Annotated in this window: 18 protein-coding genes; 7 read left to right on the forward strand and 11 right to left on the reverse strand. The window is 56.3% G+C overall.

The window, feature by feature from the left end; translation table 11 throughout:
* Positions 1 to 161 precede the first annotated feature (161 nt).
* Positions 162 to 3038, reverse strand: coding sequence for a proline dehydrogenase family protein (locus FEF65_RS09190; protein WP_138239517.1), 2877 nt, complete (start codon positions 3036 to 3038; stop codon positions 162 to 164).
* A gap of 38 nt (positions 3039 to 3076) precedes the next feature.
* Entirely contained in the window at positions 3077 to 3541 is a 465-nt protein-coding gene (locus FEF65_RS09195; protein ID WP_138239518.1) for a L,D-transpeptidase, read from the reverse strand.
* Between the two features lie 173 nt (positions 3542 to 3714).
* Here FEF65_RS09195 and FEF65_RS09200 point away from each other — a divergent pair, with 173 nt between their 5' ends.
* The 7 genes from FEF65_RS09200 (at position 3715) to FEF65_RS09230 (ending at position 12688) form a co-directional block, all read left to right on the forward strand.
* Positions 3715 to 4272: a nucleotide exchange factor GrpE gene (locus FEF65_RS09200; RefSeq protein ID WP_138239519.1), complete on the forward strand. Its 558-nt coding sequence runs from the start codon at positions 3715 to 3717 to the stop codon at positions 4270 to 4272.
* 106 nt (positions 4273 to 4378) lie between these two features.
* Complete coding sequence (gene dnaK, locus FEF65_RS09205; RefSeq protein ID WP_138239520.1) at positions 4379 to 6301, forward strand: molecular chaperone DnaK; 1923 nt, start codon at positions 4379 to 4381, stop codon at positions 6299 to 6301.
* 234 nt (positions 6302 to 6535) lie between these two features.
* Positions 6536 to 7681, forward strand: coding sequence for a molecular chaperone DnaJ (gene dnaJ, locus FEF65_RS09210; protein ID WP_138239521.1), 1146 nt, complete (start codon positions 6536 to 6538; stop codon positions 7679 to 7681).
* A complete protein-coding gene (dapB, locus tag FEF65_RS09215; protein ID WP_138239522.1) occupies positions 7678 to 8487 on the forward strand; it encodes a 4-hydroxy-tetrahydrodipicolinate reductase in 810 nt (269 codons plus the stop codon). The genes dnaJ and dapB overlap by 4 nt, the downstream gene beginning before the upstream one ends.
* Before the next feature lie 159 nt (positions 8488 to 8646).
* Positions 8647 to 10356, forward strand: coding sequence for a circadian clock protein KaiC (gene kaiC / locus FEF65_RS09220; RefSeq protein ID WP_138239523.1), 1710 nt, complete (start codon positions 8647 to 8649; stop codon positions 10354 to 10356).
* On the forward strand, positions 10349 to 10666 hold the full coding sequence (locus FEF65_RS09225; protein WP_202978173.1) for a circadian clock KaiB family protein: 318 nt from the start codon (positions 10349 to 10351) through the stop codon (positions 10664 to 10666). Before kaiC ends, FEF65_RS09225 begins: the two co-directional genes overlap by 8 nt.
* Positions 10667 to 10669: 3 nt before the next feature.
* A complete protein-coding gene (locus tag FEF65_RS09230) occupies positions 10670 to 12688 on the forward strand; it encodes a PAS domain S-box protein (RefSeq protein ID WP_138239525.1) in 2019 nt (672 codons plus the stop codon).
* An 80-nt stretch (positions 12689 to 12768) separates the two neighbouring features.
* Here the strand turns inward: FEF65_RS09230 and FEF65_RS09235 are convergent, their stop codons facing one another.
* The 9 genes from FEF65_RS09235 to flhB are packed head-to-tail and all read right to left on the reverse strand — an operon-like array spanning position 12769 to position 20449.
* Positions 12769 to 13062, reverse strand: coding sequence for an EscU/YscU/HrcU family type III secretion system export apparatus switch protein (locus tag FEF65_RS09235; protein ID WP_138239526.1), 294 nt, complete (start codon positions 13060 to 13062; stop codon positions 12769 to 12771).
* A gap of 1 nt (position 13063) precedes the next feature.
* Entirely contained in the window at positions 13064 to 13825 is a 762-nt protein-coding gene (locus tag FEF65_RS09240; protein ID WP_138239527.1) for a hypothetical protein, read from the reverse strand.
* Between the two features lie 10 nt (positions 13826 to 13835).
* Positions 13836 to 14354: a hypothetical protein gene (locus tag FEF65_RS09245; protein WP_138239528.1), complete on the reverse strand. Its 519-nt coding sequence runs from the start codon at positions 14352 to 14354 to the stop codon at positions 13836 to 13838.
* 3 nt (positions 14355 to 14357) lie between these two features.
* Positions 14358 to 15089 carry a FliA/WhiG family RNA polymerase sigma factor gene (locus tag FEF65_RS09250; protein ID WP_138239529.1) on the reverse strand — a complete coding sequence of 244 codons (732 nt, stop codon included), beginning with the start codon at positions 15087 to 15089 and terminating at the stop codon, positions 14358 to 14360.
* Positions 15086 to 15304: a hypothetical protein gene (locus FEF65_RS09255; protein ID WP_138239530.1), complete on the reverse strand. Its 219-nt coding sequence runs from the start codon at positions 15302 to 15304 to the stop codon at positions 15086 to 15088. The genes FEF65_RS09250 and FEF65_RS09255 overlap by 4 nt, the downstream gene beginning before the upstream one ends.
* Positions 15304 to 16218: a MinD/ParA family protein gene (locus FEF65_RS09260; protein WP_138239531.1), complete on the reverse strand. Its 915-nt coding sequence runs from the start codon at positions 16216 to 16218 to the stop codon at positions 15304 to 15306. Before FEF65_RS09260 ends, FEF65_RS09255 begins: the two co-directional genes overlap by 1 nt.
* The gene (locus tag FEF65_RS09265) at positions 16215 to 17276 is read right to left on the reverse strand and encodes a flagellar biosynthesis protein FlhF (RefSeq protein ID WP_138239532.1); all 1062 of its coding nucleotides are present in this window, start codon (positions 17274 to 17276) and stop codon (positions 16215 to 16217) included. The genes FEF65_RS09260 and FEF65_RS09265 overlap by 4 nt, the downstream gene beginning before the upstream one ends.
* Complete coding sequence (flhA, locus tag FEF65_RS09270; protein WP_138239533.1) at positions 17266 to 19350, reverse strand: flagellar biosynthesis protein FlhA; 2085 nt, start codon at positions 19348 to 19350, stop codon at positions 17266 to 17268. Before flhA ends, FEF65_RS09265 begins: the two co-directional genes overlap by 11 nt.
* Before the next feature lie 28 nt (positions 19351 to 19378).
* Positions 19379 to 20449 carry a flagellar biosynthesis protein FlhB gene (gene flhB / locus FEF65_RS09275; protein WP_138239534.1) on the reverse strand — a complete coding sequence of 357 codons (1071 nt, stop codon included), beginning with the start codon at positions 20447 to 20449 and terminating at the stop codon, positions 19379 to 19381.
* Positions 20450 to 20451: the final 2 nt, after the last annotated feature.

A 20451-nucleotide genomic window follows, 5' to 3' on the forward strand; every position in this document is an offset into this window, starting at 1 on the left:
GAAAAGTGTGATTTTCACTTTCCTTGCAAATCAGATGCTTGCATCGCAAGTATCTGATTTGCGCGCCCGTCCATGGGCGCACTGATGACTTCTTGCGAAGTCATCAGTAAAGGATCATCTGAATCACGACCGGACGTAGTTACTTGCAGATGCTCCTGAACTCAGTGATCCCGGTTGGCGGGTGTAAAGCCATGACGGGTGGTGTTTTCACTGATATGACGGGCCTGTACATACTGCAGCAGATAATCAGGACCGCCAGCCTTGTAGCCGGTGCCGCTGAGTTTGAATCCCCCGAATGGCTGTCTGCCCACAAGCGCACCGGTAATGGTGCGATTGAGGTACAGGTTGCCCGCCGCAAACTCGCGTTCAGCCATGGCAAGGTGTTCGGGGTGGCGTGAATAGACACCACCGGTGAGAGCATAGCGGCTGTGATTGGCCAGCCGGATGGCTTCGGCGAATGTGGCGGCTGCTGTGATGGCCAGGACCGGACCGAAGATCTCCTCCTGCGCCAGCGGATCATCAGCCGGCACATCGGCAAAAATCGCGGGGCCGACAAAGCAGGGGCCAGGCGCGGGCTGCCTGATCACAACGGGGCGCAGGCGTGTGCGTGCGTCCTCAATCACGGCCCGGATGCGGTTGGCTGCGGTGATGGATATAACCGGTCCGAGCGATGTTTCCGGTTGTTCGGCCGCACCTGTGATCAGTGATCCGGTGGCCAGAGCCAGTCGTTCGATGACACGTTCATAGTGATGGCCGACGATGATTACGCGTGAGCAGGCTGAGCATTTCTGACCACTATAGCCGAAGGCGCTGGCCATAATGCCGGCGATGGCAGCATCGATGTCGGCGTCATCATCCACAATGATGGCGTTTTTACCGCCAAGCTCACAGATGATGCGCTTGATATGACCGCCGGTGGCCGCCTGTTCTGCTGCCACCTGGTTGATATGCAGGCCGACTTCAAGGGAGCCGGTGAAAGCGATCAGGTGAATGTCCGGGTGTTTGACCAGGTGTTCACCGACTTCGCTGCCATGGCCGGGCAGGTAGTGAAGGGCGCCACCCGGCACACCTGCCTGATGCAGTAGCTGAACCAGTTCACCTGCAAGCAGCGGGGTATCGCTGGCCGGCTTGAGCACAACGGTGTTGCCGGTCACCAGTGCTGCTGCAGTCATGCCGGTGGCAATCGCCAGCGGGAAGTTCCACGGGGGAATGATGGCGGCGACACCGCATGGTCGATATTGGTAGCGATTGCGCTCGCCGATGACATCGAAACAGTGACCGGCAGCCATGCTTTCGGCACAGTCGGCATAGTAGTGCAGAAAGTCGATGGCTTCACAGACATCGGCATCGGCCTCACGCCAGGTTTTGCCCGCTTCAAGTATCTCCAGTGCTGTCAGTTGCAGGCGTTGTGCGGCAAACAGGGTGGCAGCGCGGCGCAGTATGCCGGCTCGTACCTCAACACCTTCGGCCGACCAGCCCGGCAGGGCTGCAGTCGCAGCTTCCACGGCAAGATCTGCGTGCCGGAGAGTGGCGGCAGCAACCGTACCGATCATTTCATCCGGCGCGGACGGGTTGCGCGAAACGATCTGCCTGTCTGACTGCACTGCGCAGCCATCGATCAGCATCGGCCTGTGCCAGCCTGCATCTGCGTGCAGGTTGCGGATGGCCTCTCCGAGTCCGGTGCGCTCGCTTTCGCTGCAGAAGCGCCAGGGTGGCTGTCGTGCGAACAGACCTGTTTTCGGTGCAGCTGTATCTGTTTCTCTATGGGGGCTCTCTTCTGTCCGCAATATATCGCTTAGCAGCGATTCATTGGCACTGTTTTCAAGAATCCGGCGAACCAGATAGGCCATGCCCGGCACAATTTCGCCGACCGGCGTATAAATCGTCAGCGGTTGTTGCATGGCGACAAGTACGTGCTGAATCTGCTCCCCCATGCCATAGAGCATCTGAAACTCATAAGCATCGCGGGCAAGGTGGTGTGAGCGGATCAGCTCCAGCGCCAGTGCGATACTGGCGCGGTTGTGGGTGGCAATGGCCGGGTGCACCACCGGATGGCGGCTCATCAGCAGTTTCAGGCAGCGGGCAAAGCTGGCATCTGTCTGCGCCTTGTCCGGCCAGACGGGGATTGGCCAGCCGTTTTGTATGGCAACCGTGACCTCCCTGTCCCAGTAGGCACCGCGCACAAGGCGGATATGCAGGCGGTGATTGCCGGTTTCGGCCCAGTCAATCAGCCGGGTCAGCTCTTCTTCACAATCGATCAGGTAGGCTTGCATGGCAATACCAAGCCCGTGAAAGCCGGTGAACTGGGTCAGCAGGGTACGCAGCACCGACAGTGTGATTTCACGTGTTTCGTAGTGCTCCATGTCCAGGATGAGCACACCGCCATGGGCTCGCACGGCAGCGACAATCGGGGTGAGTCGGGTGACAATACGGGCCACACTTGCGCTGGCGGCTTCGGGACTCAGTTGAGAATCGAAAGATGATACTTTCAGCGACAGGTGCAGTGGTATACCAGAGCGCGTCAGTTCAGGGGCCAGTGTTTGAATCAGTGACAGATATTGTGCGGCATGCTGATCAGCCTCCTGCTCCGAGAGTACCTGCTCGCCCAAAAGGTCCAGTGAGCACTGGCGGCCGTTTTGGTGCAGGCGTGTGAGGGTGGCAAGAGCCTGTTGCGCATTGCTGCAGGCGATAAACCGTTGTCCGAGTTGGCTGGCCAGTGTACGTACGAGCGGAGCGGTCAGCAGGGGAAGCAGTCCATGATCGGCATGACGCAGTATCCGTTTGAGCAGGGGGGGCAGAGGGGTACTGATATGGGCGAAGTAGCGGCCCAGATGCTCCGCAATGGCCCTGTTACTCTCAAGGGCCGGCAACACATCGACAAAACGGAGTATGGCTGTCAGCAGCTCTCTGTTCTGGCAGGCGGCAGCTGCCAGTTGCAGCAGATGCTGTTCCACACGTGAGCCATGGGGTGGCTCAGTCTCAAGGCGGTGGAGGAACTCTCCGCCGGCAGAATGGTCCTGTTCGGGGCTCGGTAACATGTTGCCATTGTAGGTGGATTTTATACGGACCGGAATGGTCAGGCGCGGATGATGACCGCCTCCTTAAGTGCAACATGTTCAAACAGTTCGATGATATCGTCGTTGGCCATGCGGATGCAGCCGTGCGAGGCAGGGGTTCCCAGCCTCTCTTCATCATGGGTGCCGTGGATGTAGATATAGCGCGAGAAGGTATCAACGGCGCCACGCCGGTTGCGACCGGTTTCACAGCCTCCGAGCCGGATGATGCGCGACAATATCCAGTCGAGCTTCGGGTCATCGCGGCAAGGATCGAAAATACCACATGCTTTTCGTGCCCGGAAAGCGGTAAGGGGGGGCATACCAGCGCCGATTTTGGCCTCGATACGATGGCGGCCGAGCGGTGTTTGCAGGCTGTTTTTGCGGTTGCCGGTGCCATTGGCCGCGGTCGATACGGGGTAACTGTACCAGACCCCTGTGCGGCGACGGTGGTAAAGCATCTGTTCGGATACACAGATCTGGATCATGGCCGCAGTGTAGCTATCCCTCTCTCTGATGCCATCTGTTTGATGGTGTGGCCTTGAAAGCCGAAATGGCTGTCCCTATACAGGCTTTCGTTGCAGGTCTTATGTCGCCGGATTGCGATTGGGAGTGATGAAAAGGCTTGTCGGGTTATGAGTACATTTAGGAGGCAATGATCTTGAGCGAAGAGAATAAGGGCCGGCAGAGTGAGAGCGGCGAAGTGCCGGCAGATGTTGCTGAAGCAGCACAGGCGGCTGAATCCGTGAATGGTGCGGAGAGCGAAGTGGATGTGGTTGAGCAACTGGCCCTGGAAATTGCCGAACTGAAGGACAAGCTGTTGCGGACCCATGCCGAGATGGAAAACCTGCGCAAGCGGGGAGAACGGCAGGTCGAAGATGCACACAAGTTCGGTATTGAAAAATTTGCCACCGGTCTGCTTGATGTGGTGGATAATCTTGAGCGTGCCCTGGGTGTGGAAGAGGGGAACGAAGCAGGTATGCGTGAAGGGGTGCAACTGACCCTGAACAGCTGGCATGACATGATGCGCCGTTTTCATGTTGAGCGAATCGATGCAGTAGGTGAAAAGTTTGATCCGCACCGTCACGAGGCACTTTCACAGATGCCGAGTGAGGAGCCTGAGGGGACGGTGATTGCCCAGCATGTGCCCGGCTACAGTCTGCATGGTCGTCTGATCAGGCCGGCCCGTGTACTGGTGTCGAGCGGATCTGCCAAATAATCAGTTGATAGACCGGGGTTGAAGTCCTGACCGGCTGACCCCATAAACGATTTCACAGAAAATTTTTTTCAAAGTTCCCCAGTCGGGTATAGGAGAATAGAATACAATGGCTAAAGTGATCGGTATTGACCTTGGCACAACTAACTCATGTGTTTCGGTGATGGAGGGTGGCAAGGCGAAAGTCATCCCTAATAGTGAGGGTGATAACACGACTCCGTCCGTGGTGGCTTTTACCAAGGATGGCGAGCGTCTGGTCGGTGCACCGGCAAAGCGTCAGATGGTCACCAACCCTGACAAGACCTTTTATGCTGTGAAGCGCCTGATCGGTCGCAAATTCGACGCATCCGAGACCAAACATCATCGTGATCTTGTTTCCTATCCAATCGTCAAGGCAGACAACGGTGATGCATGGGTTGAGGTGGACGGCAAGAAGATGAGTCCGCAGGAGATCAGTGCGATCGTACTGCAGAAGATGAAGAAGACGGCTGAGGATTATCTCGGTGAGACCGTGCGCGATGCGGTGATTACCGTGCCGGCCTACTTTAACGATTCACAGCGTCAGGCAACCAAGGATGCCGGTGCGATTGCCGGTCTGAATGTATTGCGTATCGTCAATGAGCCGACCGCTTCCGCGCTGGCCTATGGTCTCGACAAAACAGAAGAGAATCACCTGATTGCCGTATACGATCTGGGTGGTGGTACATTCGATATCTCCGTACTGGAAATCGGTGACGGCGTATTCGAAGTGAAATCGACCAACGGTGATACCTTCCTCGGTGGTGAGGATTTCGATCAGGTACTGATCAAGTATCTGGCCGGTGAGTTCCAGAAGGAGCACGGTGTTGATCTGACTGCCGACAAGCTGGCGCTGCAGCGTCTGAAAGAGGCGGCTGAAAAGGCCAAGATCGAGCTCTCTTCCAGCCAGCAGACCGAAGTGAACCTGCCATTTATTACCGCCGACGCATCAGGTCCGAAGCATCTGTTGATCAAGGTCACCCGTGCCAAGTTTGAAAGTCTGGTCAGTGACCTGGTTGAGCGTTCGCTGGCTCCTTGCCGTCAGGCTCTGAAGGATGCCGGCGTCAAGGCCTCGGACATTCATGAGGTCGTACTGGTCGGTGGTCAGACCCGTATGCCGCTGGTGCAGGAGAAGGTTCAGGCTTTCTTCGGTCGCGAGCCGCACAAGGGTGTGAATCCGGATGAAGTGGTTGCGATCGGTGCTGCCATTCAGGGCGCTGTACTGACCGGTGAAGTGACCGACGTACTGCTGCTGGACGTAACCCCGCTCTCTCTCGGTATCGAGGTGGAAGGTGGTCTGTTCAACAAGATCATCGAAAAGAACACCACGATTCCAACCAAGAAGAGCCAGACCTATACCACTGCTGCCGACAATCAGACTGCAGTGACCATCAAGGTGGCACAGGGCGAGCGCGATATCTTCTCGGCCAACAAACAGCTGGGTCTGTTCAATCTGGAAGGTATTGCACCGGCACCACGTGGCATGCCGCAGATCGAGGTGACCTTCGATGTGGACTCCAACGGCATCATGCATGTGCATGCCAAGGATAAGGGTACCGGTAAGGAGACCTCGATTCGTATCGAATCCGGTTCCGGTCTGTCCAAGGAAGAGGTTGAGAAGATGCAGCGCGATGCCGAGGCTCATGCCGAGGAAGACAAGAAGAAGCGTGAGCAGATCGAGGCTAAAAACCGTGCAGATGCCCTTGTTTATTCAACCGAGCGCTCCCTTAAGGAGCATGGTGACAAGGTGGATGAGGCAACCCGCAAGCAGATCGAGGATGCACTGGGCGAGCTGAAGACGGCGATCGAAAGCGAAGATGCTGCTGCGATCGAGAAAGCCGAGCAGAATCTGGCCGAGAAGTCCCAGAAGCTGGGTGAGGCGATCTATCAGCATATGCAGCAGGATGAGGGCGGTGCCGCCGAGGCAGCAGCAGGTGCTGCTGACAGTGGTAATGCAGCGCGCGACGCCGATGTGGTCGATGCTGAAGTCGTGGACGACAAAGAGAGAAAGTAAGTTGTAAGGGTGTTATCAAGGGAGCGGCGGGTGTAAGCTCGCCGCTCTTTTTACTTTATGGCTGTTTGCAGAACATTTGAGCCGTAAAGGATGCGAAAGGAATGCAGGGGTTGATTACACCGGGCAGGATGAATGTTGATCTGCATGTGGATGGATGATCCGTTTGTTTTGCGTACCTTCGCGCCCTTTGCGGTGATGAGCAGACAAGATTTGAAAGCATGACTGGGAGCTAGAGTGTCGAAACGCGATTATTATGAGGTACTTGGTGTAGCCAAGGGCACCGATGAGAACACAATAAAGCGGGCATATCGCAAGCTGGCTATGAAGTATCACCCGGATCGTAATCCGGATGATGAGCAGGCAGCGGAGAAATTCCGTGAGCTGACCGAGGCCTATGAAGTGCTGTCCGATGCGACCAAACGGGCGCGCTACGATCAGTATGGCCATGCCGGTGTTGATGATCAGATGCATGACTTCTGGGGTCGTGGCGGCTTCCAGGATTCGCATGCCTTCCGTGATTTCGGTGACCTTTTCGGTGATGTGTTCGGTGATGTGTTTTCCGGTGGCGGGCAGCGTTCATCCCGTGGTGCCGATCTGCGCTACAACCTGAACCTGACCCTTGAAGAGGCAGCTTCTGGCAAAGAGGTTGAGCTTGATATTCCCAAGCATGCCACCTGCGACACCTGTCATGGCAGTGGTGCCCGTCCGGGTACCAACCCGGTACCGTGTTCGACCTGTGGTGGTCATGGCCAGGTGCAGATGCAGCAGGGCTTTTTTGCCGTTCGCCGTACCTGTCCGACCTGTCACGGCAGTGGCACCCGTATTGAATCACCCTGCATCAGTTGCGGTGGGGCCGGTCGCGTCAAGGTAAACAAAAAGCTCAAGGTCAAGATTCCGGCCGGCGTGTACGAAGGGGCTCAGGTTCGTGTGACCGGTGAGGGTGAGGTTGGCAAGCAGGGAATGCCGTCGGGCGATCTCTATATCGTCATCGCACTTAAGGCTCACTCGATCTTTGAGCGTGATGGTGCCGATCTCTATTGTACCATGCCGGTTACCTTCCCTCAGGCGACGCTCGGAGCCGAAGTGGATGCACCGACACTGGGCGGCCGTGTGAAGATCAGAATTCCTGCCGGCACCGAAGGCGGGCGTGTCTTCCGTCTGCGTGGCCACGGTGTGCCGGACATCCGGGCATCGGGTCAGAAGGGTGATCTCTATGTGCGGGTGAATATTGCCGTGCCGAAGAAACTCAGCGGACGTCAGGAGGAGCTGCTGCGCCAGTTTGCTTCCGAGGCGGGCGATGAGGTCTATCCGGATCGCTCTTCATTCCTTGGCAAGGTCAAGGAGTTCTGGGATGAACTCTCAGGCGAGAATAAAGCATGAGTGCGGTACGTATTGTCATTGTAGGTGCTTCCGGCCGTATGGGGCGGATGCTGGTCAGGGCGGTCAGCGAGGCCGCCGGGGCAGAGCTTGCCGGTGCCACCGAGCGTGCCGGTTCTCCTTTTATCGGGCGTGATGCGGGCGAGCTGGCCGGTATCGAAACGCTGGGGGTCAGGATTGTCGATGATATCGCTCTCTGTGCCGATGCCGATCTGCTGATCGATTTCACCGCACCGGCCGCAACACTTGCGTATGCTGCATTTGTGGCGGCCCGTGGTATGGGCATGGTCATCGGAACGACCGGTTTTGATGCAGCCCAGCTGCAGCAGCTGCATGAGACGCTTGCGGATTCACCGGTTGTCATGGCTGCGAACTACTCGGTTGGTGTCACGCTGGCGCTGAATCTGATCGAGAAGGCCGCAGCTGTTCTGGATGAATCCTATGATGCCGAGATATTCGAGGCGCATCATCGTCATAAGGTGGATGCACCGAGTGGAACGGCGCTGGCTATGGGCAAATCGCTTGCAGCCGGTCGCGGGGTGGCACTTGATGATGTGGCCGTACTTTCCCGGGAAGGCATTACCGGGGCTCGCAAAGCCGGCACGATCGGTTTTTCAGTCGCACGCGGTGGTTCGATCGTCGGTGAGCACAAGGCGATGTTTATTGCCGAGGAGGAGCGCATCGAGATCAATCATATTGCCTCCGACCGCATGGTGTTTGCCCGGGGTGCCGTACGTGCGGCGATCTGGTTGACGGCTCAGTCTGCCGGCATCTATGATATGAAGGACGTGCTGGGACTTAACGACTGAGTGTAACGATTCTGGCACTGGATTTGCTGAATATTGCCAGAGTTGCATTTAAGTAGTGTTGTGTGGGTACAGGCGGGTTGCGTACATACATTGGCTGATTGCTGCTGCACAGGATGACAGGCCCGGATACGGGGCATCATTGTCGGGAGTTTGCGCTGCATGAATCAATTATCGTCTGTAAATCAGTTAAAAAAATGTCCAACCGGTATTACCGGTTTTGACCGTATCGCCGACGGAGGCTTGCCTGCCGGGCGATCGACTCTGATCTGTGGCTCGGCCGGTTCGGGTAAATCACTGTTCGGTATCGAATTTCTTGCTCATGGTATTCAATTGTTTCATGAGCCAGGGGTGTTTGTCAGTTTCGAAGAACGCAGTGAAGATATTATCGGCAATGTTGCCTCGATCGGGCTTGCTCTGCAGCCGATGGTGGCAGCCGGTAAGCTGAAAATTCTGCCCATTGATATCGATGCTCACACCTTGCATGAAGCCGGCGAATATGACCTGGAGCCACTGTTTATTCGTATTGGCGCGGCCATTCAGGCGGTCGCGGCCAAACGCATTGTACTTGATGCAGTGGAGAATCTGTTTTCCGCTTTTCAGGACCAGTCGATTCTGAGAGCCGAATTCAAACGATTGCTATGCTGGCTTAAAGAACAGGGGATCACGGCTGTGATTACCACTGAAAAAGGTGAGCAGAGCCTGACCCGTCGGGGGATCGAGGAGTATCTGGCCGACTGTGTTGTGTTGCTGGACCTGCGTGTGACCGATCAGGTGGCAACCCGGATGCTGCGTATTACCAAATACAGAGGCTCGGGACATGGCGCTGATGAATATCCGTTTCTGATTGATGATACGGGGATTGTCTGCATGCCGATCAATCAGTACAGCCTGGACTATCCGGTCAGTAACAGAGTGTTTCCAAGCGGTATTACCAGGCTCGACCAGATGCTCGGAGGCGGTATCTATTATGGCTCTACCTTACTTGTATCCGGTGGCAGTGGTTCAGGCAAATCAACGATAGCCGGTCAGTTTGTCGACGCGGCCTGTGGCCGTGGCGAGAAAACCCTTTATCTTGCGCTGGAGGAATCACCGGCGCAAATCATGCGTAATCTTAAATCCCTGAACATCGATCTGCAGCAGTGGCTTGATCACGGTCTGCTGGCCTTTGTGGCCAATCGCCCCTCAGTCTACGGACTGGAGATGCAGATGGCGGTGCTAATGCGCCAGGTTCGCCTGTTTGAACCGGCACTGGTGGTAATCGATCCGATTACAGCCCTGCATATTGACTCTTCATCCCTGGCGGTGAAGCGGATGTTGCAGCGTACAATTGATCAGTTGAAAGCGCGCGGTGTCACCATGCTGTTTACCACGCTGACATGGGCCTCGGAAGAGGCGGGGGAAACGACATCCTCTTCAATATCGAGTCTGATGGATGCCTGGATCCAGCTGCGCAGTATGGAGTCGTCCGGTGAACGTTCCCGTGGGCTCTATGTCATCAAGTCACGCGGGGCGAGAAACTCCAACCAGATCAGGGAGTTTCTGATTACCCATGGTGGCGTCTCCCTGAAGGATGTGATGCTGAACGCTGCCGGAGAGGTAGTGACAGGCTCGGAGCGCTATCTGATGCAGGTCAGGCAGGCTCAGGCCGCAAAAGATCGCAAGACGACAGAGGAGCAGCAGCGACTGGAGCTCGAGAGTCGCTATAAAACCATGCAGGCACGTGTGTCGGCACTGATGGCGGAATTCGAGGCGGAGAAGCAGTCACTGGAGCGTAAATGGCAGCTGGAGGCGATCCAGTCCAGCGAAACAGAGATGTTAATTCATCAGGTCTCGGAGCGGCGTAGTGCAGGAGTCAGTGATGATGAGTGAATCTGAGGCTGATGTGCCCTGTCCGGTCTCAACCGCCGGCTGGAAGCTGCGTCTTTATGTGGTTGGCCAATCGCCACGCTCGGTGCTTGCGATCAGTAATCTCAGGGAGATATGCGAGTCACATCTTGCTCCATGTTATGAGCTGGAGGTGGTGGATCTTCTGGTCGATCCGCATCTGGCCGAAGGCGATGAAATCATCGCGGTGCCGACGCTCGTGCGCCGGTTGCCAACGCCGGTGCGCAAGGTGGTCGGTGATCTTTCCGATACCGGTAAGGTACTGGTCGGGTTGCAGCTGAAAGCCAGGGAGTAATTCGTGAAGAAAATCGAGGCTCTGGAGCGGGAGAATGCCGAACTCCGGCAATGGGTTGAGCAGGCAAAGAGTGCGCTGGATGCGTTAAAAAGCGGCGGTGTGGATGCAATTCTGAGTAATCATACCGTGATGGCCCTGCCGGGAGCGGAAGAGCCGTATATGACCTTTTTTGAGATGATGCATGGCGGTGGCCTGACCTGTGATAACGACGGTCGCATCATGCACAGTAATCCGTTTTTTTCGGAGCTTGTGGGTATCTCTGCCGATCAGTTGCGCGGACGCAATTTTATCTCACTGATCGGTGCGGATGAGCAGGCGAAAGCTGCGGCTGTTCTGAGCAGTGACGGGGTTGCTGAGACAGAACTGCATCTGGTCAGCACAGACGGTGACAGGGTGACCGTATTATTGTCGAAAGCGCCGGTTCATTATCAGCAGCAGAACTTTATGTTACTGCTGGTCACGGATCTGACACGTGTTCACCGTGCCGAGGAGAAGCTGCGGCTGTTTTCTGAAGCCATTGAACAGGCCGGTGAGTCGGTGATCATTACCGACCCTGATGGTACGATTGTCTATGTGAACAATGCCTTGCTCGATATTACAGGCTATAGCGAAGATGAGGTGGTGGGGCAGAATCCACGCATGTTCAAAAGCGGGGCGCAGGACCTCCGTTTCTATCGCAAAATGTGGCAAGCGATTACCGCCGGTGAAAACTGGCAGGGAAAGTTGATCAACAGAAAAAAGAGCGGCAAAACCTATCCTGTCATGCTGACTATTTCCCCGATCAGAAACAGGGATGGACATATCAGCCATTTTGTCGGTTTGCAGCAGAATCTGGAGGAGTTTGAGGGGCTGCAGAATCAACTTCGTCAGGCACAGAAAATGGAAGCGATTGGTACGCTGGTCGGTGGTATCGCCCATGATTTCAATAACTCACTTGCGGCCATGATTGGCAACCTTTATCTGGCAAGAAAAGAGGCAAGGATGATGCCCGGAGTCGTGGCCCGTCTTGAAAGTGTGGAAACACTTGCCTATGCCGCTTCAGCCACCATCAAGCAGTTACTTGCATTTTCACGTAAGGCGGTTGTTTCTATGGTGCCGTTCTCAGTGGTGCCCTTTTTGAAGGAGATCGTCAAACTTGTGCAGGTGTCACTGCCTGAAAATATTGATTTCAGTTTGCAACTCTGTGATGAGGAGATACAGGTTAAGGGTGATGTGAACCAGCTGCAGCAGGTATTGATGAACCTGGTCAATAATGCGATTGATGCTGTGCGGGCTGCTCCAAACCCTGCTGTTTCTGTTTCATTGCAGTGTATCGATGTCGATGCCGATTTCGTCGAAGGGCGGGAGGGGTGTCAGCCGGGGCGATATGCCTGTCTGGCCGTTGCGGATAACGGCACCGGTATCGCGGCGGAGCATGTCGAGCATCTGTTTGAACCGTTTTTTACGACCAAGGAGCAGGGAAAGGGAACCGGACTCGGGCTGGCGATGGTGTATGGTGCGGTTAAAACCCATGGCGGCTTTGTGGATGTGTTGACCTCGCAGGCGGCGCCATCCGGAACAACGATGCGTATTTTCCTGCCATTGTCGCAGATTCCGGTGAAGGCACCGGATAGCGTCGATACTTCTGTGTGCAAGGGAAATGGAGAGACCATTTTACTGGTGGATGATGATGAACGGGTGTTGACGGTCGCGTGTGAGTTGCTGGAAAGTTTGCGCTATCAGGTGGTTACGGCATCTGATGGTCTACAGGCGATTGAGCAGTTTCAGGCCCACAGGAGTGAGATTGTGCTGCTGATCAGCGATGTGGTGATGCCGAAACTGGGTGGCAGAGAGCTGGTGCGTGAATTGAGGCAGTTAAATCCGGATCTTAAGGTCATTCTTGTCACCGGTTACGATAAAAGCGCTGCCCTGGTGAATGGCTACTCCGGCAGTAGCGATATCATCATCAGCAAGCCCTATTCTGCCAGCAGGTTGAGTCAGGTGATCCGGGATGTGTTGGCCGGCTCATTGCCGTCTGTGTGATTTTTCCGGATGCCGGTCCATATTACAGGTGGCGGCATGATGCCATATGCGCCGGATGATGCACCGGGTGATGCACAGGATTATGGGCGCTTCACCTTTTTCGCCAGCCGCTGATCGGTCTGATAGAGGAAAGCCAGCAGCTCTGCGACCAGCTGGTAGGCCTCTTCGGGAATCTCTGTGCCGGCGGGAACCCGGGCCAGCAGCTGACTGAGGGTATCATCGCGGTGAACATGAATATGATGCTCACTGGCGATTTCCAGTATTTTTTCCGCCAGTACACCGTAACCGGAAGCCAGCACCTTCGGCGCCTGTCCGGAAAGGGGATCATAGCTGAGTGCGACAGCTGCCTTTCTGTCCGGTTGCGCTTTTTTCATATCAGGCCTGCCGGTTGGCGATGCGTGGCATCAGCAGGGGCTCATCGCCATGGGAGAGCTCACTGTTGAGCTGTTGGCGCAGGCCGTTCTGGTCAGCATGGATGGCTGTTTGCAGTGATGCGATCCATTCGGCAAATGGCAGGCGCAGCAGGTTGAAGCTGTCACTCCGGGTGGCGCGCAGTTTAAGTTGTGGCACGCCCCCCTGTTGCTGTTGCAACATGAAGTAGAGGGTTCCCAGCTGCTCAAGGTCGATACGGCCATGCAGCGCGAAGCCATGCTCGTCATTTTGACGCTCGATCATGCCACGCGGTTGATGGCTGTCACGTTCATCCAGCATCAGACGTTGTCCGTTATCAGACTCATAGCCATGCAGGGGGTGATGATCCTGCCATGCCCATGAGGATTGTGACTGATGTCTCTGCACGGGGGTGGCACTATCTGTTGAACGGCTTGAAGCCAGCTCAGCCAGTTTCTCGGCAATCTCCGACACCGCCTGCTGGCGGCTGAGAATACGGAAGCGTGCCGGTTCATCCCGGTTGAGCAGTTCAAGCCAGATCTGCCCTGCCGGCATATTGGCTGGCAGGGTTGACGGGAGCGTGGCCTGAAATCGCTGGGATGCAATGATCAGGGTGGCCATGCCGCCCTGGCCGGGTTCAAGGCGGCCGCTGAGGATGGTGCCATTGGCCCATGGCAGGGCGCCGGTTGGACCGGCAGGCCGGATGTTCTGGCTGACAGTCTGGGCGACGATCGCGGGGAGCTTCATCGAAAGCGGGTTATACGTCTGCTCGCTGGCCGGCTGTGGTCGATGCTGTATGTAACTTAAGCATCAGTCGCACCTGCGCCAGCGGCATATTCAGCCTTTCAGCAATGGTTTCTGCTGTCTCACCCTCACGGTGCATACGTAAAATCATGGTTGCCTGGGTGCTGTGCTGTGGTGGCGGGGCAAGTGGTGTTTCCCTGACCGGCGGCGGAGCCGGGCGCTCGCTGGCAGCCGGACTCCTTGCCGGTTCCCGTCCGTATGCGCGCGCTGCCTGACGGGGCGGTGGGGGTGTCATTTCTTGTTGCGCCGCCTTGAGCTGCTGCATGGTTTCTGTGGCTTCGGACAGATGGCGTGTGGCCTCCTCCAGTTGTGCTGCGGCGGAGCCGAGCATCTGCTCCAGCCGCTGTTGCCGTTTGCCATTGCGATACCAGGTCAGCCAAAGCAGCCCGATGGCGATGATCAGGGCCAGGTCGACGGCCAGCCCGATCAGATCGCTGGCTGATTGCGGCAGCCTTGATAGGAGTGCTTCCATCGCCTATTCCAGTCCCATCAGTCCGCGCAGGCGCAGGACCATTTGCGAGTGAACCTGCGATACACGCGATTCGGTCAGGCCGAGAATCAGCGCAACCTCTTTCATCGTCAGCTCCTCATAGTAGTAGAGGGTGATCAGAATATGTTCACGTGGTGGCAGTTTACTGATGGCATCGGCCAACTGCTCAACGAACTCAATGAGTGTGTTGCGTGCTTCGGGTGTTTCCGACGGATCTCCGGCCAGAGTTTCAAGAATACTGACTTCATCCTCATGGTCATTGTTCACCGGCAAATCATCGAAGTGAATAACCGACATGCTGCGCACATGGTTCAGACGCTCGCGATACTCGGCCAGTGAAATATTGAGATGCCTGGCAATCTCCTCTTCTTCTGCCGGACGTCCGTAGCGCTGCTCCAGCTCGTAGAAAGCCGTTTGCATCTCTTTGGCATGATCGCGCAGGCCGCGCGGCATCCAGTCGAACGCGCGCAGGTAATCAATCATGGCACCGCGTACCCGGTAGGATACAAAGGTCTTGAACTGGACATCGCGGCTGTGATCGAAGCGCTGGGCACCGTCGAGCAGGCCGAGCACACCGGCATTGATCAGGTCATCGAACTCGATGGAGTCGGGCGTGCGACGCATCAGCTGGTCGGCGTGATAGCGTACCAGCGGCATATATTCAGCCAGAAGCTCGTCAGGGGTCGGGCTTTTACTGTAATTGGGAAGGGCACTCATACACCGGAATCCTGATGTTCGGAATGGTCATCGCAGCGGGTAGGCAGCAACTGGTTCAGCCAGGCCAGCAGCATGCCCATCCATGCGCCGGCAAAGGTCAGAATCATGATACGATAAAGTGAATCAACGACTGGAATATTCTGGATCAGGCAGACGGCCAGCCCGAAGAGCAGGCCGGTCAGGCTGCCGGCGAGAGCAGCATGAGGCAGTTGCATCATACCACCCCGGCAGATTGACTGCCGGCCTCATGAGGAACGGGCTGGTCATCGTCATCCAGTGATGATGACAGGCTGTGCTCCCAGAAGAATTGCAAACCGGCAGAGCGGGAGTGATCGCGCGGACGGGCAAGCAAGCCGTCAAACAGTTTCTCGATATGACGGGATAAATCACTGCCGTCATGGGTCAGAGGGGTCTGGCGCTGAATGGATTTTCGTACCTCGGCCGATTGCGGCAGATAGCCGATATAGTCAAGGTAGACATCCAGATAGCGGTCGCTGACCGATAGCAGCCGTTTAAATGTGATCAGCGCATCGATTTCATCCGCCTGATTAACGATGACCATAAAGCGGCGCACATCACGCTGCTGTGACATCACCTTGATCAGGGCATAGGCATCGGTCAGCGAGGTTGGATCAGGGGTGAGTACAACCAGCGCCGTTTCAGAGGCAGATGAAAAGTAGAGCACATTATCGCCGATACCGGCTGCGGTATCGATCAGGATCAGGTCATAGTTCTGGCCGGCCTCACGCAGCGTATCGAGGATGATCTGCTGCTCGTTGACGTTGAGATTGGTCAGCTCATACAGACCGCTGCCACCGGGGAGGACATCAAAGCCCTGTTTGCAGGGGGTAATCAGGGAATCCAGGGTTTTATCACCACTGAGCAGGTCGAGAATGCTGCCCGATGTTTGCAGGCCGAGCATGACATCCACATTGGCGAGGCCCAGATCGGCATCGATCAGCAGTACCCTTTTTCCCTGGGCGGCGGCGTGAGCGGCCAGGTGAACAGAGATAAAGGTTTTACCGACGCCACCCTTGCCACTGCTGATGGAGAGTACACGCGGTGCTGTTTTAGGGGCGGGGGTGGCCTGCGCTTCGATGGGCAGTGCTGACTCAGCGGCGCTGTTCATACCGATGCATCCCGGCCGGTTTTACCCAGCAATGCGGTGAGAGCATGATCGGTCATCCAGCCCATCTGCTCGGGTACTTCAGGCCCGAAGCTGCAGTAGCCCAGTGGCAATCCGGCAGAAATGGCCCAGTTAACGATTTTACCCGGCTTTTGTGTTTCATCCAGCTTGGAAAACGCCAGATGTGTCATGGCCGATGCTGAATGGTGGCCCAGTAGCTGCATGCCATCCTCCTCATCCATATTGGCTGGTAGCACCAGGAAGCGTTGCGTACATTGCATTGCATCCCAGAGCGCGGTCTGTCGTTTTAACCCGAAATCCCGGCGTGGACTCCAGCCTTCACTGTCTATTAGCAGGAGTTGTGCCGATTGCGTCTGGCGCAGAATATCACCGGCATCCGCCGCTTTGCGCAGGGGGAAGAAAGGGATGCCGAGTGTGCTGGCATAAGCCTTCAGGCTGTCGAGCCCGCCCATACGTTCGGTATCGGTGGAGGCGAGCGCGACACGGATTCCTTTCATGCTGTAATGGGCGGCAAGCTTGGCAACCAGGGTACTTTTTCCACAGCCGGACGGGCCGGTGAAGAGGACGATATGGCGTTGCTCGCCGGGATTAATGCGTTTACCCCAGCGGATGGTTTTACTGCCTGTCGGATTTCTCCGGGCGAAGTCCGGAGCCATGTCAAATGCATGACTGGCTGAAACCCCCAGCTTGAGTAACAGGTCAAAGGCGCGCTGATCAGCGCCTTCAGTGAGTGCCTGGCGCAGGCTGGCACTTTCCCTGTTGCCGAGTCCTTCGATCATCCGTTCGAGGCGACGGATGGTGGCGTCTGCATGCAGTGGATGGGGCTGAGCGGGTTCAGCGACCGGTTGTGGTGCGGGTTTGACCGGCTTTGCCGGGGGCGGTGCCACCGCATCGAGGGCGGCATGCACATGCCACAGGCTGTTGCCACTGGCATCCTTGCTTTGCTGGCGGTCAAGAATCAGTGCTTCCGGCCCCATCTCCTTGCGTACCTTGGAGAGGGCCTCATGCAGATGGGGGGCTGAAAAGACTCTAATGCGCATCGTACAAGCTCACTTTGGCCAGCGCCTGAATGTTGGTTTGCGGTGGAATTTCGGCGATAGAAAGTACCGTAATACGGGTCATGACCTTGCGCAGGGCACGGGTCAGGTAACCACGCAACTGAGGCGTGGTCAGCAGGATCGGTGTATCCACATCAAACTGGGTTGCAACCTCGTTCAGACGGGAGATGAAGCGCTGCCATTCGGCCATATCCAGCGGCAGTGACCAGCCCGGTTGCTGCATGATCCGTTCACTCATCCGCTGCTCCAGCTCACCATCAAGCATAAACACCGTCAGTTCGCCATGCTGATTGAGGTAGCGCTGGGTAATGGTGCGGCCGAGACGCGCACGGACCCGCTCAACCAGATCATCAATGCCGAGATGTTCGCCGGAATGATCGGAGAGTGCTTCGAGAATCAGCATCAGATCACGGATAGGAACCCACTCCTGCAGCAGCCTTTGCAACACATTCTGCAACAGTCCGATTGAAACCTGCGCAGGTACGATCTCATCGACCACTTTCGGGTGGCGCTGGGCAAACTTGTCGAGCAGTTCATGTACCTGGGTGCGATCGAGCATCTCCGCCGCCTGTCCGCGCAGCAGCTCGGTCAGGTGGGTGATAATGACGGTTGTCGGTTCCACCACGGTGTAGCCGGAGAGCTCGGCCTGCTGGCGTTTATCTTCGGTAATCCATACAGCAGGCAGTCCGAAGGCCGGTTCCTGGGTCGGGATGCCCTCCACCGGCGGGCCACTGATCTGACTTTCAAGCGCCAGCAGGTTACGCGGGCGGATTTCGCCCTTGCCCACCACTGCACCGCGGATGAGAATCTGATAGTCGGAGACACCGAGCTGCAGATTATCCTTGATATGCACCGGTGGCAGGACAAAGCCGATCTCCTGCGTAATCTGGCGGCGTACCTTTTTCATGCGATCAAGCAGATTGCCTTCGCGCCCGCTCTCCACCATATCAATCAGGCCATAGCCGATCTCCAGCCGGATCGGATCCTCGACCAGCAGCTCATCGAGTCCGTCTTCAGGTGATGGCTCGATAGCAGGGGTGACATCCTCCGCCTCCGATTCAAGGTCGGTTTGTTGCTGCCCGAGATAGAGATAATAACCACTGGCTCCCAGTCCGAGGGCAAGAATGAGAAATGGAATGAATGGCAGGCCGGGTACCAGGCTCATCAGCATCAGTGCGCCGGCGGCAACCCAGTGAACCTTGGGGTGGGCGGTGAACTGGTCTTTCAGCTCAAGAGGAAGTGCCTTGTTGCTGCTGGCACGGGTAATAATGATGCCGGCGGCGGTCGAGATGATCAGTGCCGGAATTTGTGATACCAGTCCATCACCAACGGTCAGCAGACTGAATACCGCAATGGCATCACTGACCGACATACCATTCTGCATCACACCGATCACCAGACCACCAATCAGATTGATGGCGGTGATAATCAGGCCGGCTACGGCATCACCCCGGACGAATTTCGATGCACCGTCCATGGAGCCGTAAAACTCGGCTTCACGGGCAACGCTTTCACGACGGATGCGTGCCTCACGGTCATTGATCAGGCCGGCATTCATATCTGCATCGATGGCCATCTGTTTACCGGGCATGGCATCGAGGGTGAAGCGGGCGGCCACTTCGGCAATACGGGTGGAACCCTTGGTGATCACGATAAAGTTGATCAGTACCAGAATAATGAAAATGATCAGACCAACGACGGTATTGCCACCAACGACGAACTGACCGAAGCCCTCGATCACATGACCGGCGGCTGCCGGTCCTTCCTGACCATGCAGCAGGATCAGACGGGTGGTTGCCACGTTCAGGGCAAGGCGGAACAGGGTGGTCAGCAGCAGCAGGGACGGGAAGACCGAAAACTCCAGCGGTTTGAGCACATACAGCGAGGTCAGAAGAATCAGAATGCCGACGGTGATATTGGCTGCCAGCATCACATCCATCAGCCAGGTGGGCAGCGGTACCATCATCACCAGCAATACGGCGAGCACGGCAACAGCCAGAAGAATATCCGGTTGTCTGCCTATACGTTGCAATGTTAATGCGGCTGCCTGTTGCACTATGGGGCGCTCCTTGGTTCGTTACGCCTTATCGGCGTTGTTTGAGACGGAAAATCTCGGCCAGGATGATGGCGACCGCCTCGAACAGTTCTTCGGGGATTTCGTCACCAACCTTGACCTGCTTAAACAAGGATCTTGCCAAAGGTTTGTTTTCACGCATCGGGATATGATGTTCGCGTGCAATTTCACGAATTTTTGCTGCGATATGGCCTTTTCCCTTGGCCAGCACACGCGGAGCGCCGGTTCCCATCGGGTCATAAGCCATGGCAATGGAGATGTGGGTCGGGTTTGTGATAACCACATCCGCCTTGGGAACATCAGCCATCATGCGGTTTTGAGCCTGTTGCATCTGCATTTGGCGAATCTTGCCCTTGAGTTGCGGATCACCTTCACTCTCCTTGTATTCGTCACGCTGCTCCTTTTTCGACATACGCAGTGACTTGGCATGCTCCCAGCGCTGGTAAAGCACATCGGCCAGGGCAATGAGCACGAAGATGATTGCGGCAAGTGTTGCTATTTTGACGCTGCCATCCACGGCCAGTGAGGCAATCTCCTGTGGCGCGGTCAGGGCTGATTGCAGCAGTTGCGGCATCAGGCCGCTGACAACAATCGAGCAGGCGACGGAAATAAGGGTCAGCTTGAGTACGGATTTGATAAATTCAGCCAGTGCCTTGGTCGAGAAGAGGCGTTTGAAGCCTTTCATCGGGCTGATCTTTTCAAGCTTCGGCTTCATCGTTTCAAAGGTGAAGACCGGCCCTGTGACCATAAAGGTGACAAGCACCCCCAGCAGCATGATCGGGACGGCAAATGGCAGCAGTATTTTACCGATCTCCGCTGCAATCGTGATCAGCATCGCCTGGACACCTTCAGTGGTGGTGTCCAGCCGGATCTTTCCCGACAGATAGGCCTCCATCATCTCCTTCATGGTTTCGCCGAGCCAGCTGCCGAGGCCGGTGATCATCATCAGGCTCAGTACGGTAAAGGCGATGGCGGTCGATGGTTCCTTGCTGGTGGGCACCTGTCCCTTTTTTCGCGCATCTTCGATGCGCTTGGGGGAGGCGTCCTCTGTTTGTTGGCTTTTGTCCTGTTCGTCGGCCATGT

The organism is Mariprofundus erugo (assembly GCF_005818865.1).
GTDB classification, from domain to species: Bacteria; Pseudomonadota; Zetaproteobacteria; order Mariprofundales; family Mariprofundaceae; genus Mariprofundus; species Mariprofundus erugo.

Coding starts and splice junctions, on each gene's coding strand:
- FEF65_RS09190 (WP_138239517.1), bottom strand. CDS start 3,038: ATGTTACCGAGCCCCGAACAGGACCATTCTGCCGGCGGAGAGTTCCTC.
- FEF65_RS09195 (WP_138239518.1), bottom strand. CDS start 3,541: ATGATCCAGATCTGTGTATCCGAACAGATGCTTTACCACCGTCGCCGC.
- dnaK (WP_138239520.1), top strand. CDS start 4,379: ATGGCTAAAGTGATCGGTATTGACCTTGGCACAACTAACTCATGTGTT.
- dapB (WP_138239522.1), top strand. CDS start 7,678: ATGAGTGCGGTACGTATTGTCATTGTAGGTGCTTCCGGCCGTATGGGG.
- kaiC (WP_138239523.1), top strand. CDS start 8,647: ATGAATCAATTATCGTCTGTAAATCAGTTAAAAAAATGTCCAACCGGT.
- FEF65_RS09225 (WP_202978173.1), top strand. CDS start 10,349: ATGAGTGAATCTGAGGCTGATGTGCCCTGTCCGGTCTCAACCGCCGGC.
- FEF65_RS09235 (WP_138239526.1), bottom strand. CDS start 13,062: ATGAAAAAAGCGCAACCGGACAGAAAGGCAGCTGTCGCACTCAGCTAT.
- FEF65_RS09240 (WP_138239527.1), bottom strand. CDS start 13,825: ATGAAGCTCCCCGCGATCGTCGCCCAGACTGTCAGCCAGAACATCCGG.
- FEF65_RS09245 (WP_138239528.1), bottom strand. CDS start 14,354: ATGGAAGCACTCCTATCAAGGCTGCCGCAATCAGCCAGCGATCTGATC.
- FEF65_RS09250 (WP_138239529.1), bottom strand. CDS start 15,089: ATGAGTGCCCTTCCCAATTACAGTAAAAGCCCGACCCCTGACGAGCTT.
- FEF65_RS09255 (WP_138239530.1), bottom strand. CDS start 15,304: ATGCAACTGCCTCATGCTGCTCTCGCCGGCAGCCTGACCGGCCTGCTC.
- FEF65_RS09260 (WP_138239531.1), bottom strand. CDS start 16,218: ATGAACAGCGCCGCTGAGTCAGCACTGCCCATCGAAGCGCAGGCCACC.
- FEF65_RS09265 (WP_138239532.1), bottom strand. CDS start 17,276: ATGCGCATTAGAGTCTTTTCAGCCCCCCATCTGCATGAGGCCCTCTCC.
- flhB (WP_138239534.1), bottom strand. CDS start 20,449: ATGGCCGACGAACAGGACAAAAGCCAACAAACAGAGGACGCCTCCCCC.